Source organism: Desulfosporosinus acididurans, from assembly GCF_001029285.1.
GTDB classification, from domain to species: domain Bacteria; phylum Bacillota; class Desulfitobacteriia; order Desulfitobacteriales; family Desulfitobacteriaceae; genus Desulfosporosinus; species Desulfosporosinus acididurans.
This window is the reverse complement of sequence record NZ_LDZY01000005.1, coordinates 166,726-181,709: the sequence shown is the minus strand read 5'-3', so window position 1 is coordinate 181,709 and position 14,984 is coordinate 166,726. Positions and strand designations below refer to the sequence as shown.

Genomic DNA, 14,984 nt, shown 5'->3' with positions numbered 1-14,984 from the left:
TTTAAATAGCTACATTAGGGAGGGAAAGATGAATCAGGTCATTGTTACGCAGAATTTATTCAAGGCTTATACCATGGGAACTTTAAATGTTGAGATTTTAAAAGACATCAATATTTCTATTAATAAGGGCGAATTCGTATCGATCATGGGGCCTTCAGGTTCAGGCAAAAGCACACTGCTTTATCTGTTAGGCGGACTTGATAGACCCACTTCCGGCAGTATAAAAATTAATGACAAAGAGCTATCAAGCATGTCGGATAAAGCAGAGAGTGCCATGAGACGAAGAGATTTAGGGTTTGTCTTTCAGTTTTACAATTTGGTTCCGAATCTCAGTGTCGAAGAAAATGTATTATTGCCTATCTTATTAGACGGGAAAAAAGCCAAAAAATATCACGAACGTTTAAATGAGCTTCTTGAGTTGATTGGACTTGCCGATAGAAAAAATCACACCCCGAGAGAACTCTCCGGTGGGCAGCAGCAGAGGGTAGCTATAGCCAGAGCTTTAATTAATGATCCTGAGATTATCTTAGCGGATGAACCGATAGGGAACTTGGACAGTAAAACAGGAATAGAAGTTATGAAGCTGCTTAAAAGAATTAATTTAGAAAAGTCTAAGACAATCATTCAGGTTACCCATTCAAGTGAATCAGCGGAATACGGGAATAGAACGATTAATTTGCTCGATGGAAGGGTGTGTCAACAATCAAACGAAGAATAATATTAGCTCTTGTCGTGGCCTTGACTATGTCAGTTTCTGGATGTAGTAGCAATAATTCGGCCAAAAGCGTAACAGTCAATAGCGGAACTGTGAAATCAACGAAAACAGTCGATGGGTTTGGCGTTGTAAAAGCCATGGATATCAAGAATATCACGGTTGATTTTCCTGCGGCTGTAAAAACAATAAATGTTGTAGAGGGGCAAAAGGTGAAGAATCAGGATTCGTTGGTTTCTTTAAATTTGAAAGAGTTTGAAGATCAGATTAAAAGCAAGGAAATGAGCATAAGTTCCGAAAGCCATGATATCGAAGAAATTCAAAATGATTATTTGAGCACTAGTAATGCTCCTGATTTGCAAAAGCTCCTTAACGATTTGAAAAATGCCCAAGATTTATATAATCAAGTTCAGTCGGAATATGCTGCGGAGCAAACGCTTTTCAATTCAGGAGGTATTTCCAAATATGACCTTGATCAATCTAAAAAAACAGTTGATGCGAAGAGAAACGATGTTGAGGATATCAAATCGTCAATTGATACTCTGAAATATGAGAAACAACAGACTGTTGATTCCAAGAAAACAGATCTGGCGATTTTAAAATCAGATTTGGCTGCAATGAAGGACAAACTGAATAAGTCCTATATCAAAGGCAGTGATATTATATCCGATGTCAATCATGGGATCGTTTATGACATAGGATATGTGCCTGGAGATATAGTTAGCCCAGATAAAAAAGTCCTAAGTCTATTAAATTTAGACAGTTTAATTGTCGAAGCAAATATCCCGGAAGAATTCATAAAAAGTGTGAAGATGAGTGCAGATGTAGACATAATTCCTCAGGCAGACAAATCAAAAACAATTAAAGGAAAAGTTATCAGAATTTCAGATAAGGCTGTTGTGAATAACGGCGAGACGGATGTTTCCGTTGATATTTCATTTAACAATAGTGATGGTTTTTTACTGCCAGGGTTCAATGTGGATGTAAAAATCAATCAGTAAGGAATCGAATATTTGACCTCAAATGATATTAATGAGTGGAGCTTAGTTTTGGAAAGGCAGTGTATAGTTTCCGTGGTATCTTAACAAAGTTACCAGCGGTAGAACTAAGAAAAAAGTGGAATTAACTCAGTAAGTCAGGTACTATATGCCGAGCTAGATAGTGATGCACATTCTTTATAGAAGTAGGGCACTAAACTCTATACAAACTCTTTTCTTCTTGGTATAATAATTATAGTTAAATATTGGAATAAGTGATTCCTTCCAGAGGGGAAGGAATTGAAAAGGGAAGTCAGTTTAAGCTGACGCGGTGCCCGCCACTGTAAAAGGGAGCCAATTCACAAATGTCACTGGATATCGCTCCGGGAAGACGTGAGTTGATGATGATCTTAAGTCAGGAGACCTGCTTATTCCGAAGTTGAAACTACCTACGGGATGTTAGGGAGGTGTATACCTGTGTTTTTGGTAATTTTACCTGATACCGGTTGAGCTTTAAACCCTTCTGTTGGTGAAGGGTTTTTTTATTTGGCAGGGTAATTTGAACAAGCAGAAGTCTATTAAGAATAAGGAAGAGGTCTTTTAAGGGTTAGGGGAGGATACAATTATGAATTTAAGGGAAAAGAAAATAGTCAGCCTATTTGCGGTCTTTGCAGGGTTATTCGGAATAACTCCGACAGCTTATGCAATGCATATTATGGAAGGATACCTTCCGCCCAAATACTGTATCGCGTGGGGAGTAATCTGTCTGCCCTTTCTGGCAGCAGGATATTTTGCCATCAAGAAACAAGCAGCACAGAATCGCAAATCCATGACCCTGCTTGCAATGGCTGGTGCCTTCGTCTTCGTATTATCTTCTTTAAAGATTCCATCGGTTACAGGAAGCTGCTCACATATGACAGGTACCGGACTTGCTGCAATTTTATTTGGACCATTCGCAGTAAGCATTTTAGGTATTATCGTACTTATTTTTCAAGCAACTCTACTGGCGCATGGTGGACTTACTACGCTGGGCGCAAATACTTTCTCCATGGCAATTGCCGGCCCGATTTTATCCTATGGTATTTATATATTGTGTAAAAAACTAAAAGTCAATAATAATGCTGGGATTTTTCTGGCAGCTTCAATTGGAGATTTATTTACCTATTGTATTACCAGTTTTGAGCTGGCACTTGCCTATCCGTCAGCGAACGGCGGTGTTGTTGTCTCTGCTCTTAAGTTTCTTGGTGTATTTGCACCAACCCAGGTGCCGTTGGCAATTATTGAGGGTATTTTGACGGTTATTATTGTGATTGGTCTTGAGACGTATGCAAAATCAGAATTGATAGGTATCGGATATATGGATGGAGGCGTTAAATAATGTCGAAATCGAAAAAAACAGTTTTTATTCTCTCATTGATTGCACTATTAATTGCAGTTCTTCCTCTGTTTATGTTAAAAGGAGCAGAGTTTGGCGGCTCTGATGACGCCGGAAGCAAAGTCGTTGCGGAAATCACGGGAACAGACTATAAACCGTGGGTTGAACCGGTTATGAATCGATTAATTGGCGGAGAATTACCGGGCGAAGTAGAAAGTCTATTGTTCTGTGTACAGACCGGTATCGGCGTGGGAGTTGTGTTCTTCTTCCTCGGCAGATTTGTTGAAAGGAGTAAATGGGAAAAAGAAACAGGGAAAAAGTTAGGTTAGGGGGTTGTTTTTCTGAAACATGGAGAAAAATTGGAAATTGATCTTATATCCTACGCTTCGAAAATCAGAGGATGGAATGCCGCGTTCAAGGTTTCGTTTGCTGTATTATTGATGATTCTGTGCATTGGACTGAATAATCCCTATGTATCTGCTGCAGTTATCATTGGAATGGCCTATTTGATCGTGGTAAAAGGAGGCCTTTCAGTTCGGGAATATCTTTTGGTATTGGCGATTCCTATTTCCTTTATTCTCCTAGCAACTATAACAATTGCCGTTGATTTTGCCTGGAAGCCAATTGGACAATATAATTTACATCTTGGCTTTTTCTATATTTTTACTTCCCTGGAGAAGCTCGAAGAGGCAATTTTCATGATCTTAAAAGTGTTTGCTGCAGTTAGTGCCTTACAGATGATGACGTTATCAACACCATCTTCAGAAATTATCTCTGTTATGAGGAAAGCACATATTCCGAAACTTATAATTGAACTGATGAACATGATTTATCGTTATATTTTTATTATTTTAGATGTTTACTCCAAAATAAAGAATTCTGCAGACTCACGACAAGGGTTTTGTGATTTCAAGACATCCTTGCATACCTTTGGAGGAATTGCCAGCAATATGCTTGTTATTTCTGTGAAAAAGGCAAATGGATATTATGATGCGATGGAAGCTCGATGTTATGATGGCGAAATGATATTTCTGGAGGAAGACAAAAAGATTACCATGATCCAGTTTATATCGGCAGCAATGTTTATCTCTGTTTTGTTTCTGATCTGGGGATTTACCAAATGAGATTTCTTTGCCGCTAAAGCGTCCATCAAAGAGTGAACTCGTTCAGCTAAAGCTGAACGTCGGGGCTTCGTTGGGAGTCTCACGATTCGATGAAAACTGGTGAGCCGTAAACACTCCCTGTTGAGGGAGATCTAGAGTTTCTGGTCACTATTTAATTATTTGAGGAGAGTCTATGAAAGAACCAATTTTAAGTATCCGAGATTTATATTATGTCTACGGAAACGGACAAGCAGCATTAGAGGGGGTCAGTATTGATATTAATGAAGGCGAGAAGATTGCAGTTATTGGTTCGAATGGAGCTGGGAAGTCTACATTTTTCCTGAATGTTAATGGTGTTCTAACGTCGAAAAGTGGGGAAATTCGTTATAGGGGCACTATTATCAATAAAAAGAATCTCAAAGAACTGAGGAAAAATATTGGCATTGTTTTTCAGGATGCAGATAATCAGATTATTGCTTCTACGGTTAGAGCAGAAGTAGGATTCGGACCCATGAACTTAAAACTTCCGCAAGAGGAAGTCATTAGAAGGGTCGATGAAGCCCTAGCTTATATGAATATTCTGGATTTTGAAGATCGTCCGCCTCACTATCTAAGTGGTGGGGAAAAGAAAAAGGTCACTATTGCTGACATTATTGCTATGAAGTCTGAAATCATTATTTTTGATGAACCAACGGCTGCCTTGGACCCCTTAAATGCGGAGATGTTAGAAGAGATTTTATCCAAATTGAGTATGGAAGAGAAAACAATTTTGATTTCGACACATGACGTAGATTTTGCTTACCGATGGGCACAAAGAGTTCTTGTTTTTTGTCAAGGAAAGATTATTGCGGACGGAACGCCACTGGAAATATTCCAAGAAGAAGAAGTCCTAAAGAAAGCGAATTTAAAACGGCCAATAATGTTAGCTGTGTATGAAGCGCTGGTGGAGGAGCATCTTCTTGCCAATGAGAAAATATATCCCAAAAGTATCCGGGAGTTTCGAGAAATGCTCTCGAAGATGCGTAGGAGTACGCTTTTAAGTGGTTAAGAAATTCATGGGAGAATCTAGTGAGTAATGTCTTGAAGACAATTGGCAAAATTTGTGTCAAAGTGAAGTTATCCAATTGTTGATACATTGACACCGCTATCCTGTAAATGTTTTCCTCAACTAGAGGTTATCTTGATTGGCTCAGTAACTAATACAAAACGCCGTAAGGGTTAGAAATCCCTAATCGGCGTTTTGTTTGCTCAAAGCAGGATATTTTTAGAAAGCATAGTTCAAGACCAACCTAGGCCACTGGTTTTCCTCTCTGGTAATTATGATTATAAGTACCGATCCAACTTCCTCACTACTGGGCGCAGTAATCATTATTTGCTCTTGTTGTGAAGTGATGATAATTCCCGCCGCCCGAAAATCTATAGTATTGGTTGTGGCCGTAATATTTATCTTGCCATCGACATAGCTGGCAGACTTCACGCGCATAACGAATTCGTAACTGCGATCGTCTTGCGAATCTGAGTTAACATATAAATGCACAGTCATACCAATAAGTCTTTTCATAATCTGATTTAATAATTCTAGGTCTTTAGGGTCAAATAGCCTTTGGTTTAAATGGGCTTTAACCAGGTTATAGAGGTGGTCAAACAAGAATATCACTCCCGCGTTAATCGTTATAAATTGCCATGTATGAGGTAGAAAGCTAAAGTAAGGCAAAGATTTATAACTAATGAGGTAATAATAGATGGGTAAGGGCTCCAATTATTAGAACCTTTCTCCACGTTTTTGCTTTTCAATAAATTCGTTAAGATCTTCTTTTTTTACCCGCCAGCTGCGTCCAACTTTAAAGGCGGGGATTTTGTCTTCCTGAACCAAACGATAGGTGGTAACCTCGCTGATTTGCAGGTATTCTGCCACTTGGCGTAAGGTCATTATTTCTTTGAATTCAGCCATTGGACACACTCCTTAATCTATTTGCCACTAGAAATGATTAATGCTGATTAAAATTGATAACTAAATTATATAATACGTAACTAATGGAGGCAAACTTAAGCAAAAGATAGAATGTTTATCCTAATTGCCATTCATGACTATTTGTGATAATGTACTAAAGGCCCATTTGGGAATTGATGTTAATGAGTTAATCCATTATTATGTAATGGAATAGACAAATTATAGTAATATTGGCTTTTACTATTTGTGAATTATGTGCTATAATTCGGTGAATAGTGAAAAGGGGTTCATTTATGCAATATCTTAAGAATGAAGTTCGCAACAGGATAATTATGGAGGCAATGAAAGAATTTCAAGATAGGGGGTTTTTACATGGGTCAATGAGAACTATAGCTAATAATGCCGGAGTAGCTATAGGCAATGTCTACAGATATTTTAAAAACAAGGAAGATCTGTTCAATGAAATAGTAGAGCCGGTATATCAATGTTTTTTGAGGATGGAAGTACATAAGCAAGAGATATGTTCGTTTGAAGAAATCGTTAATTCTATTATGGAAGTTATGAAAGAGTATAAAATCCAGTTATTAATTATAGTCGATAAAAGCAAAGGGACAAAGTATGCGCGTTTCAAGGAAGAGCTAACTAAGTTCGCAGAAAAAAGTCTAAGAGAAAGTTTATGGCCTGAATTGCAAGAAAAAGGAATTGAAGTTAAAGATCCTTTTATTTTTTATGTTATTGCTTCAACGTTTATCGAAGGTTTATTTTTGATATTTAGAAAAGCTGAGGAGGAAGTGGCAACAAGATACTTGATTCATCAGCTGATGATTCTGTTTTTTGATAACCTAGACAAGCGGTTTGAGTAGTTATAAGTTTTATATAGGGCAGCATTTTCAGGGAATAAATGAAATTTATCACATTCTTTCTAACAAATAAGTATGAAGAGGCAATTTAGCTGTTAAAGCTAGTCGTCGATTATTTTCTTTGTCTATTTTGAAAGAGAGCGTAAACTAGTCAGTTACTAAATTTGAAATGAATAAGGAAGAAAAAAATGAATTTAACAGAGATATCGGTTAAAAAACCAGCGGCGATGTGGATGGTCGTCGTATTATTAGTGGCGTTAGGGATAATTGGTTATACCAATATGGGTGCCAATTTACTGCCTTCGATGAATATTCCGGTTATATCGGTAACAACAACCTACAGCGGCGCAAATGCTGAGGACATCAGGAAGGATATTATCAAGCCGATTGAAGATGCTGTCTCAGGTATAAGCGGGGTAGACACAATAAATTCCACGGCTAAAGAGGGATATGGAACTGTCACAGTTACTTTTAAAATGTCTGCTGACATGAATACCGCTTATTTGGATGTCCAAAAAGCTATTGACGGTATCTCAAATACTCTCCCGGCAAATGCTGATAAACCTGTTTTATTTAAGATGGATACCAACGCAATTCCAATCTTGCTGCTTTCTGTTAAAGGGGATAAGGTCGGCAGCGATGAGCTTTATAACGAATCAGATATTATCAAACAAAAGATAGAGAAAATTCCTGGGGTAGGTAATGTCACGCTCAGCGGCGGAGAAAAGAAAGAATTAATGATTAAACTGGATAAATCCGCCGTGGAGTATTATGGTATAACTGTTAATACCTTAATCAATAAGTTGAATTCCGTAAATATAAACATTCCTGGCGGAGAGCTGAAACAGGATAATGTTGATCAATCCGTCAGAGTTATTGGACAGTTCCAGAATATCGAGGATGCACAAAATTTGATGGTTCCTACGGCAAATGGAGGAACCGTACGTCTGGGCAACATCGCCCAAATTAGTCTTGAAGAACCGGAAGCGACTTCATTGGCACGGTTCAATGGCCATAAAACAATGACAATCATTGTGGGCAAACAAAGTGATGCCAATGTCGTTGAAGTGGCTAATAGTGTTAAAAAAGAATTAGAGTCTATTAAAAAGACCATACCCGCGGGAATACAAATGGACATCGCCTTTGACACGACTACATTTATTACAGACTCATTAACTGAGGTAAAAAACAACCTTATTGAAGGGATTATCGTTACGGCTTTAGTGCTGTTTGCGTTTTTCCGCAGTTTCAGATCCTCCTTGGTAGTTTTGGTTGCCATACCAACCTCTCTGATTGCTACCTTTTTTATGATGTATAAGCTTAATTTTACATTGAATATGATGTCTTTAATGGGACTATCTCTAGTTGTCGGTACCCTGGTTGATGATTCTATCGTTGTTATTGAAAGTATTCAAAGACATCTGACGATGGGTAAAGGGCTGGTTCAAGCGGCAATTGATGGCCGAATGGAAGTCGGAATGGCTGCCATAGCTATCAGTCTATGTGATATTGTTATCTTTGCCCCTATATCCATGATGTCTGGGATGATTGGTCAGTATTTCAAAGAATTTGGCTTGACTATAGTTGTTGCTACCTTATTCTCTCTCTTGGTATCCTTTACGATTACACCAATGCTTTCATCACGGTTATTAAAAACAGAGAAGAAACAAGTGACTCCCGAATATAAAAAGGACAGCATTTTCGGAAAAGTCACCCAGAAGTATCGAGACACACTTGTCTGGGCGCTTGGACATAGAAAAAGAGTACTGATTTTAGGAATTGCAGGCGTAATCCTAAGTATTGCTCTTGTGCCAATGGGAATATTGAAAACGGAATTTGTACCGACTACCGATCAAAGCAGTTTTACAGTCAATATGAAGCTCGCTCCCGGTTCGACTTTGGAGCAGACCAGCAACAAGGTCGCTCAGCTGGAAAACTATTTACACAATACGAAAGAAGTTAAGAGTTATTTTTCAATGATTGGCCAAAGCGGGCAATCGAACACGGACAAATCGGTCGCTCAGATATATGTTAATTTAGTCCCTAAAAACGCTCGCCAAAAAACTCAAAGCCAAGTTGCCGGTGAGGTTCGCAGCTTTGGAAAAAGCATGACCGGAGTGGATTTTGATGTTGAAGAGTCACAGAGCGGAGGCGGAGCATCGAAGCCTATTTCAATCAACATTAAAGGAGATGATCAGGCTACCCTTGCGACTCTGTCCAAACAAGTTGAAAATATCGTGAAATCAGTTCCCGGTGTTATAGATGTTGGTAATAGTGCAGATGTCAAAAGCAGCGAATTAAGAGTAACGATGGACAGTTTAGCTGCCTCACAGGCGGGAATTTCCACCTCGGATGTCGGCAGTACAATCAGGATGGCCTTGCAGGGCACAAAAGTGGGAGTCTACAGGTCCAATGACTCGGAAAATGATATTACACTTAAATTTATGGACGGACAAATAAAAAATGTCGATGATATCAAATCCATAAAGATCACTAATCAGGCAGGAGTACAAATTCCCTTAAGCCAAGTCGCAACAGTTGTGAGAGGAGAGAGTGAACCGTCTCTGTCCAGAGAGGATAAGCAAGATGTTGTTACAGTTGATGCTAATCTTCAGGGAAGAGTTCTTGGTGAGGTCACCCGGGATATTCAAACAAAACTTAGTTCTGTAACCTTGCCTTCAGGATATAGCATAAGCTATGGCGCAAGCCAGAAGAATATGGCAGACTCCTTCAGCTCTCTCGGCTTAGCCTTAGGTGCTTCCTTGGCGCTGGTCTATATGATCTTAGTAGTTCTTTATGAATCGTTTTTGACCCCGGCGATCAGAATGGTTTCTCTTCCCTGTGCTATTATCGGAGCGCTTCCTTTACTGGCCTTAACCGGGCAAACATTAAATATGATGTCTTTTATCGGTTTGATTATGCTGGAAGGGCTGTCTTCCAAAAACGGCACATTGTTAATTGACTATACGAATACCTTAATGCACAAAGGTCTGAGCTTAAAAGAAGCCTTGATTGAATCGGGTACAACAAGACTAAGACCAATTATTATGACGAGTGCGACTATGATTGTTTCCATGCTGCCTGTTGCTCTTTCCATAGGTGAAGGAAGCGAAATGAAAAAGAGTATGGCTATCGTAATCATCGGAGGCATGGTCATGTCTACGCTCCTTTCGCCCATTGTCTTGCCGGTAGTTTATACTTTAATGGACGATTTAAAGCATCGTATTTCAAAGAAAAGAAAAACAATAAATGCCGGGGAGGTTCCACAAATTGAAATTTAATCTTAGTAGAATCAGGCAGATTAAGAAACGAACTATAATTATCGGTCTACTGGTAATAGCTGCTGCCTTAGGTGGGAATTATGCTTTAAAGCATAGAAAAGTTGAAGTTCCAGCAGTTACTGTGAAAAATGTAAAAGCGCAAAAGGTCGCTCTTGGTTCTTTATCGACTATGGTTGACTACGCCAGTAAATTTGATCCTGTCCAGGAAGTACAGGTTTTTCCCAAGACCGGGGGAAGAGTAGCCAGTTTAAATGTTGATATTGGTTCCAAGGTTTCCAGCGGACAGGTTCTCTTTACAATTGATGCGTCTGATCTTCAAGCTCAGCTGCAAATACAACAGCAGTCTTTAGCTGTGGCAGAGGAAAACCTAGCAAAAACACGCTTGAGCTCACAACAAACCTTAGAGAAATCTCAAATCACTTATAACGATGCCCAAAAAGATTATAATAATGAAAAAGCCTTGTATGACGGAGGAGCTGCTTCTAAACAGGATTTAGACAGCGCCAAAACAAAATATGATAATGCTGCTATCGAGTTAAATGCCGCACAAGATGATTTAGCAGTGTCAGCAGCAGAAGCACAAGTCGAACAAGCGAAGGCAAGTGTTAATGCAGCTCAGGTCCAGCTTGATAATCTAACCGTAGTATCCCCTATCTCGGGAGTAGTTTCTGCCAAAGACGTTAAAGTTGGAGGAATGGTCAGCAGCCAATCAGGTTCCGTTACGGTTATTGATTCCAGCAGTATGGTGGCAGAAATTAGTGTTCCGGATCTTGTTATCGGTAAAATTAAGGTTGGCCAAACTGTACCTGTGAGCATAAATGCCCTGAAGGACAAAAAGGTCTCCGGAGTTATTACTACGATTAGTCCTAACTCAGATGCGAAGGACAATTCGTATTTAGTGAAAGTAAAAATTGATAATTCACAAAGTGGTTTAACTGCAGGTATGTTTATTAAAGTATCGCTGCCGGCCGAAAGTGAAAGTAACATATTGCTCGTTCCCAATCAAGCACTCAGCATAGAGAATAATGTAAATTATCTTTATGCAGTTGTTAATGGAAAAGTTAAAAAAATAGCAGTAACGGTTGGTATTTCTGATAATAAAAATACCGAAGTCAAAGGAAATATCACAAAGGGTATGGAGGTAGTTACAGAAGGACAGAGCTTTTTAAATGAGGGAGAAAAGGTGAATATTGTCGAAGGAAGTAGTAAGTCGGAGTGAATAAAGTCTATTGATATTAAAAAAAGGTTTTAGGTGAAATAAAAGGAAGCCCCTAGACATTAGAACTGTGTCTAGGGGTTTCGTCATGCTGGCAGTATTTTCGTTTAATGGTGAGCAAAATTATAGTGACTTTAAGACAGAACTGTGGTATAGTGGCCCTAGTGATAGTATTCACAATCACAAATAATAACTTCAATTGTGAATTATGTGACAAAACTATTTTTCGGTACTTATAAGCTACCAAAACGCTTTTAAGGTATATTTTAAAGGGGGAATTTAAAATGTGTCCATATATTAATGAAGGGATGAATGTTAACGGTTCGTATTATTATTGTGATGCTGCTGCTCTAGGTGTAAAGCTAAGCACAAGGGAATTAGAAGACATTGGCTGTACCGTGGCGCAAAGAAAAACATGCAAGAGTTTAATGGAAATGACTCTTGGGTACGCTTTGCTTCCAGATCCTGTCGAGAAGAATACAAATATAATTCTTAATTTTAACAGAGATAGCAAAAAACTTTGTGCCAAATAGATTTATCTCACTTAGCTCATAGCGTGTATAGCTAAAGCCCTCACAGATGAGGGCTTTAGCTATGACCAACATTACTGATGTTGGTCGTTTAATAATAAGGTATCAACAGCAATGCTGAGCTCTTCCAAATCAAAAGGCTTAGTCATTACATAATCGATAGCACCATTACGAAGTATTTCGTTGATCTCTTGTTGATCCGTGTAAGCGGACATTAAAATGACTCGAATGTTTGGATTATAACGATGTAGTTGTTCTCGAAGCTCTAAGCCGTTCAGGCCTGGCATCTTGATGTCAGATATTATTAAATCGGGCAACTGTGCTTTCGCCAATGACAATGCTTCGATTCCTGAAGTGGCAGTCAATACGGTGTACCCTTTCGAAGAAAAAAGAGCATTCAGGAGACTTCGAATTCCAAGATTGTCATCAACGATTAGTAAAGAACCTTGACTCAAGCAAATCCATCTCTCTTTCCATAGCTTTCCTACATATGTATGGGATTTATGGTATGTATATGACGCAATGTAAGTAAAATAACTGTTTTTGAAACTAAGAAATGTAAGCAACGAAAGCTGCTTACATTTCTTAGTTTGCAGCTAGGCTGTCATATTCCCAATGGAAGTTAGACCCTTTAGCTTTGCGTCTTGTCCTTTCGAACAATTTGCCCTAAATGTATATTATCTTGGTTCCGAGAAAATCAGAATTTTTCTTATATTATAGGATATTATAAGACAAAATATAACAAATTACAACATAATTTATACTTTAAGATAAGAAGCTACAGCCATGGATCTGCTTATGCTCGGAATCCTGTTCTATGATAGCCACTAATGATGATGCTTTTGGAATGTCTTATCTTTAAATTGACCATTCGTTGGCTGATTTTCCATAGGGAATTGGAATTATTGAGAAGTAACTCAAGAAAAGTTAGACACTAATTTAATTTAAATTAATAGCCTGTCGACTTGCTTGAAACGTATTATCTAAGGTATAATTATGAAAAGTTCTATACTTGGAGGGTTCAATGTTTGACTATTTTCGACCAACACTTCAAGCTCCTTCCATAGATCTCATTCTTGTTGAGCAACTTGTTCGAGATGGAATTAAGGGGCTCATTATCGATTTAGACAATACCATGACACCTTGGAATGATGTCGAAGTGGGTCCAAAGGTTAGAGAGTGGTTTATCAAAGTTAAGGCAGCTGGCATCTCTGCCTGTGTCGTGTCAAATAATAAGAAGCGGCAACGCGTGGCAGTTGTTGCGGAACGGTTAGGAATTCCTTTTGTTTTTGGGGCGACAAAGCCGCGCAGAAAGGCTTTCCGTGCGGGCCTGAAAATGTTAGGAACAGGGCAGAATGACACAGCAGTTATAGGCGATCAATTATTCACAGATATTTTAGGCGGGAATCGACTCGGCCTCTATACGATTCTTGTGACCCCCATTAATGATCGCGAATTTATTGGAACGCGGATTATGCGGCGAATGGAAAAGGTCCTTGTTTGGCTGATGAAACATTTTGCCCCTGCTAAACCGTATAGCCCTAAAATACATTAAGAAATATACCAACAAGGGAATGGGTCAGCCATTCCTTTTTCTCTATAGTCGTAACTCATTGTCAACAATATTTTAATCTTTGATAAGGGATGGATGCTATGGAAAAACACTTTGCTGTGATTGGGAATCCTATTGGACATTCTTATTCGCCGGGAATGCATAATGCGGGCTATAAATCTCTGGGTATTGATGCGCAATACCATCGTTTTCAAGTGCCCCCTGATCGCTTGGCAGAGGCTGTCAATGGGTTGTGTGCCTTAGGTTTTAGCGGTTGGAATGTTACACTTCCTCATAAGGAGACTATTATTCCGCATCTCGATACCCTTACGCCTCAGGCAAAGCGAGCTGGTGCCGTGAATACCGTAAAGATTGTCGATGGGGAAAAGATAGGTCATAATACGGATGGGGATGGATTTATCTGTTCCATTGAGAGTGAACTTCAGGAATTTGCGGACAAAAAGGCAGTTGTTCTAGGTGCTGGAGGCGCTTCCAAAGGGATTGCTTTAGCTCTTGCGGCCAAGGGCATGCGCGTACATATTCTTAATCGAACACCTGAAAAAGCATCAGAGCTCGTTAGGATTCTAGATTCTAAAGGTGGTCGAGGAAGTTTTGGCGAATTTAAGCCTGGAGATTGGCTGAAGGACGTTGACCTATTAGTACAAACAACCTCTTTAGGTTTACGAGGTGAACCATTTCCCTTTGCACTGGAAGGTATCTGTCCAAAGGCATTGGCCGTTGATATTATCGTAAACGCTCAAGAAACCTCATTTCTACAAGAAGCAAAAAAGTTAGGTTGTCGTGTTTTAGATGGAACTGGCATGCTTCTCCATCAAGGAGCATTGGCTTGGGAATTTTGGCTAGGCGGACAGGCGCCGATTGAGGTTATGCGTAAAGGCCTCCAAGACCAGATGCAGCAGCGGGAGAGGTTATAAACAATAGAAGGAAGAGAGCCATGTCACAGATAGGGGATAGAGAGTACGGATTTACCCTTCTAGAAATGTTGTTGGTATTGACACTCTTGGCGGGAGCGGGTTTTGCACTGCTCGTTAAGCTTCCCAATCGTTGGGAACAGGACCGGCTTTCCCTTGTGACAACTCAATTATTAGAAGAGATTCGTGATGTCCGCCAGGCTTCTTTGTCTGAAAATGATTGGTATCAGGTTAAGTTTTACACTCAAGGAGAACATCATTATCAGATTTTCAAAGAGGGAACTAGAATTGAAGATATTCCTCTGCTGAAGGGCATTCGATTTCTCGGACAGCCGGATAATCTTTTATTTAATGCTTCTGGCAGAGGTGCAGGTACAACCATTATTTTAACCAACTCTTTTGGAGAGCGTCGAAGTGTCGTCGTTGCTCCTGTAGGAATGAGAATTCGAGAGAAGTGAACTCGTTCAGCTAAAGCTGAACATCGAGACTTCGGCG

Annotated in this window: 16 protein-coding genes and 2 riboswitches; of the genes, 13 read left to right on the top strand and 3 right to left on the bottom strand. The window is 39.3% G+C overall.

Annotation, left to right across the window (positions count from 1 at the left end; genetic code table 11):
* Nucleotides 1-28 precede the first annotated feature (28 nt).
* The 6 genes from DEAC_RS08635 to DEAC_RS08610 all read left to right on the top strand — a co-directional run bounded on the left by DEAC_RS08635 (nucleotide 29) and on the right by DEAC_RS08610 (nucleotide 5,215).
* Nucleotides 29-718 carry an ABC transporter ATP-binding protein gene (locus DEAC_RS08635; protein WP_047809638.1) on the top strand — a complete coding sequence of 230 codons (690 nt, stop codon included), beginning with the start codon at nucleotides 29-31 and terminating at the stop codon, nucleotides 716-718.
* The gene (locus DEAC_RS08630; RefSeq protein ID WP_053006343.1) at nucleotides 694-1,713 is read left to right on the top strand and encodes an HlyD family secretion protein; all 1,020 of its coding nucleotides are present in this window, start codon (nucleotides 694-696) and stop codon (nucleotides 1,711-1,713) included. Before DEAC_RS08635 ends, DEAC_RS08630 begins: the two co-directional genes overlap by 25 nt.
* Before the next feature lie 232 nt (nucleotides 1,714-1,945).
* A riboswitch (cobalamin riboswitch) is annotated at nucleotides 1,946-2,135 on the top strand.
* Between the two features lie 179 nt (nucleotides 2,136-2,314).
* Nucleotides 2,315-3,067, top strand: a complete 753-nt coding sequence (locus tag DEAC_RS08625; protein ID WP_047809637.1) for an energy-coupling factor ABC transporter permease — start codon at nucleotides 2,315-2,317, stop codon at nucleotides 3,065-3,067.
* Nucleotides 3,067-3,393: an energy-coupling factor ABC transporter substrate-binding protein gene (locus DEAC_RS08620; protein ID WP_047809636.1), complete on the top strand. Its 327-nt coding sequence runs from the start codon at nucleotides 3,067-3,069 to the stop codon at nucleotides 3,391-3,393. The genes DEAC_RS08625 and DEAC_RS08620 overlap by 1 nt, the downstream gene beginning before the upstream one ends.
* Before the next feature lie 12 nt (nucleotides 3,394-3,405).
* Complete coding sequence (gene cbiQ / locus DEAC_RS08615) at nucleotides 3,406-4,188, top strand: cobalt ECF transporter T component CbiQ (RefSeq protein WP_047809635.1); 783 nt, start codon at nucleotides 3,406-3,408, stop codon at nucleotides 4,186-4,188.
* Nucleotides 4,189-4,360: 172 nt separating this feature from the next.
* On the top strand, nucleotides 4,361-5,215 hold the full coding sequence (locus tag DEAC_RS08610; RefSeq protein ID WP_047809634.1) for an energy-coupling factor ABC transporter ATP-binding protein: 855 nt from the start codon (nucleotides 4,361-4,363) through the stop codon (nucleotides 5,213-5,215).
* A 216-nt stretch (nucleotides 5,216-5,431) separates the two neighbouring features.
* Here DEAC_RS08610 and DEAC_RS08605 read toward each other — a convergent pair whose 3' ends face one another.
* Together DEAC_RS08605 and DEAC_RS08600 are read right to left on the bottom strand one after the other, a co-directional pair.
* Nucleotides 5,432-5,815, bottom strand: coding sequence for a hypothetical protein (locus tag DEAC_RS08605; RefSeq protein WP_047809633.1), 384 nt, complete (start codon nucleotides 5,813-5,815; stop codon nucleotides 5,432-5,434).
* Nucleotides 5,816-5,929: 114 nt separating this feature from the next.
* The gene (locus DEAC_RS08600; protein ID WP_047809632.1) at nucleotides 5,930-6,118 is read right to left on the bottom strand and encodes a helix-turn-helix domain-containing protein; all 189 of its coding nucleotides are present in this window, start codon (nucleotides 6,116-6,118) and stop codon (nucleotides 5,930-5,932) included.
* A 332-nt stretch (nucleotides 6,119-6,450) separates the two neighbouring features.
* Here DEAC_RS08600 and DEAC_RS24520 point away from each other — a divergent pair, with 332 nt between their 5' ends.
* From DEAC_RS24520 to DEAC_RS08580, 4 genes are all read left to right on the top strand, one after another.
* Entirely contained in the window at nucleotides 6,451-6,981 is a 531-nt protein-coding gene (locus DEAC_RS24520; RefSeq protein WP_282434440.1) for a helix-turn-helix domain-containing protein, read from the top strand.
* A gap of 185 nt (nucleotides 6,982-7,166) precedes the next feature.
* Nucleotides 7,167-10,259 carry an efflux RND transporter permease subunit gene (locus DEAC_RS08590; RefSeq protein WP_047809630.1) on the top strand — a complete coding sequence of 1,031 codons (3,093 nt, stop codon included), beginning with the start codon at nucleotides 7,167-7,169 and terminating at the stop codon, nucleotides 10,257-10,259.
* Nucleotides 10,249-11,478, top strand: coding sequence for an efflux RND transporter periplasmic adaptor subunit (locus DEAC_RS08585; protein WP_053006342.1), 1,230 nt, complete (start codon nucleotides 10,249-10,251; stop codon nucleotides 11,476-11,478). The genes DEAC_RS08590 and DEAC_RS08585 overlap by 11 nt, the downstream gene beginning before the upstream one ends.
* Before the next feature lie 281 nt (nucleotides 11,479-11,759).
* A complete protein-coding gene (locus tag DEAC_RS08580; RefSeq protein WP_047809628.1) occupies nucleotides 11,760-12,008 on the top strand; it encodes a hypothetical protein in 249 nt (82 codons plus the stop codon).
* A 71-nt stretch (nucleotides 12,009-12,079) separates the two neighbouring features.
* On the opposite strand, the gene DEAC_RS08575 is transcribed toward DEAC_RS08580, so the two are convergent.
* Entirely contained in the window at nucleotides 12,080-12,460 is a 381-nt protein-coding gene (locus DEAC_RS08575) for a response regulator (protein ID WP_047809627.1), read from the bottom strand.
* Nucleotides 12,461-12,593: 133 nt separating this feature from the next.
* Nucleotides 12,594-12,681: riboswitch (cyclic di-GMP riboswitch) on the bottom strand.
* Between the two features lie 348 nt (nucleotides 12,682-13,029).
* Here DEAC_RS08575 and DEAC_RS08570 point away from each other — a divergent pair.
* The 3 genes from DEAC_RS08570 (at nucleotide 13,030) to DEAC_RS08560 (ending at nucleotide 14,947) form a co-directional block, all read left to right on the top strand.
* Complete coding sequence (locus DEAC_RS08570) at nucleotides 13,030-13,560, top strand: YqeG family HAD IIIA-type phosphatase (RefSeq protein ID WP_047809626.1); 531 nt, start codon at nucleotides 13,030-13,032, stop codon at nucleotides 13,558-13,560.
* Nucleotides 13,561-13,658: 98 nt separating this feature from the next.
* Nucleotides 13,659-14,492, top strand: coding sequence for a shikimate dehydrogenase (gene aroE, locus DEAC_RS08565; RefSeq protein ID WP_047809625.1), 834 nt, complete (start codon nucleotides 13,659-13,661; stop codon nucleotides 14,490-14,492).
* Between the two features lie 20 nt (nucleotides 14,493-14,512).
* Nucleotides 14,513-14,947: a prepilin-type N-terminal cleavage/methylation domain-containing protein gene (locus DEAC_RS08560; RefSeq protein ID WP_047809624.1), complete on the top strand. Its 435-nt coding sequence runs from the start codon at nucleotides 14,513-14,515 to the stop codon at nucleotides 14,945-14,947.
* Nucleotides 14,948-14,984 lie beyond the last annotated feature (37 nt).

Excerpts from the sequence above, each read along its gene's own strand:
- DEAC_RS08570 (WP_047809626.1), top strand. The coding sequence starts at position 13,030 with ATGTTTGACTATTTTCGACCAACACTTCAAGCTCCTTCCATAGATCTC.
- DEAC_RS08590 (WP_047809630.1), top strand. The coding sequence starts at position 7,167 with ATGAATTTAACAGAGATATCGGTTAAAAAACCAGCGGCGATGTGGATG.
- DEAC_RS08580 (WP_047809628.1), top strand. The coding sequence starts at position 11,760 with ATGTGTCCATATATTAATGAAGGGATGAATGTTAACGGTTCGTATTAT.
- DEAC_RS08560 (WP_047809624.1), top strand. The coding sequence starts at position 14,513 with ATGTCACAGATAGGGGATAGAGAGTACGGATTTACCCTTCTAGAAATG.
- DEAC_RS08625 (WP_047809637.1), top strand. The coding sequence starts at position 2,315 with ATGAATTTAAGGGAAAAGAAAATAGTCAGCCTATTTGCGGTCTTTGCA.
- DEAC_RS08610 (WP_047809634.1), top strand. The coding sequence starts at position 4,361 with ATGAAAGAACCAATTTTAAGTATCCGAGATTTATATTATGTCTACGGA.
- DEAC_RS08635 (WP_047809638.1), top strand. The coding sequence starts at position 29 with ATGAATCAGGTCATTGTTACGCAGAATTTATTCAAGGCTTATACCATG.
- DEAC_RS08620 (WP_047809636.1), top strand. The coding sequence starts at position 3,067 with ATGTCGAAATCGAAAAAAACAGTTTTTATTCTCTCATTGATTGCACTA.
- aroE (WP_047809625.1), top strand. The coding sequence starts at position 13,659 with ATGGAAAAACACTTTGCTGTGATTGGGAATCCTATTGGACATTCTTAT.
- DEAC_RS24520 (WP_282434440.1), top strand. The coding sequence starts at position 6,451 with ATGGAGGCAATGAAAGAATTTCAAGATAGGGGGTTTTTACATGGGTCA.
- DEAC_RS08600 (WP_047809632.1), bottom strand. The coding sequence starts at position 6,118 with ATGGCTGAATTCAAAGAAATAATGACCTTACGCCAAGTGGCAGAATAC.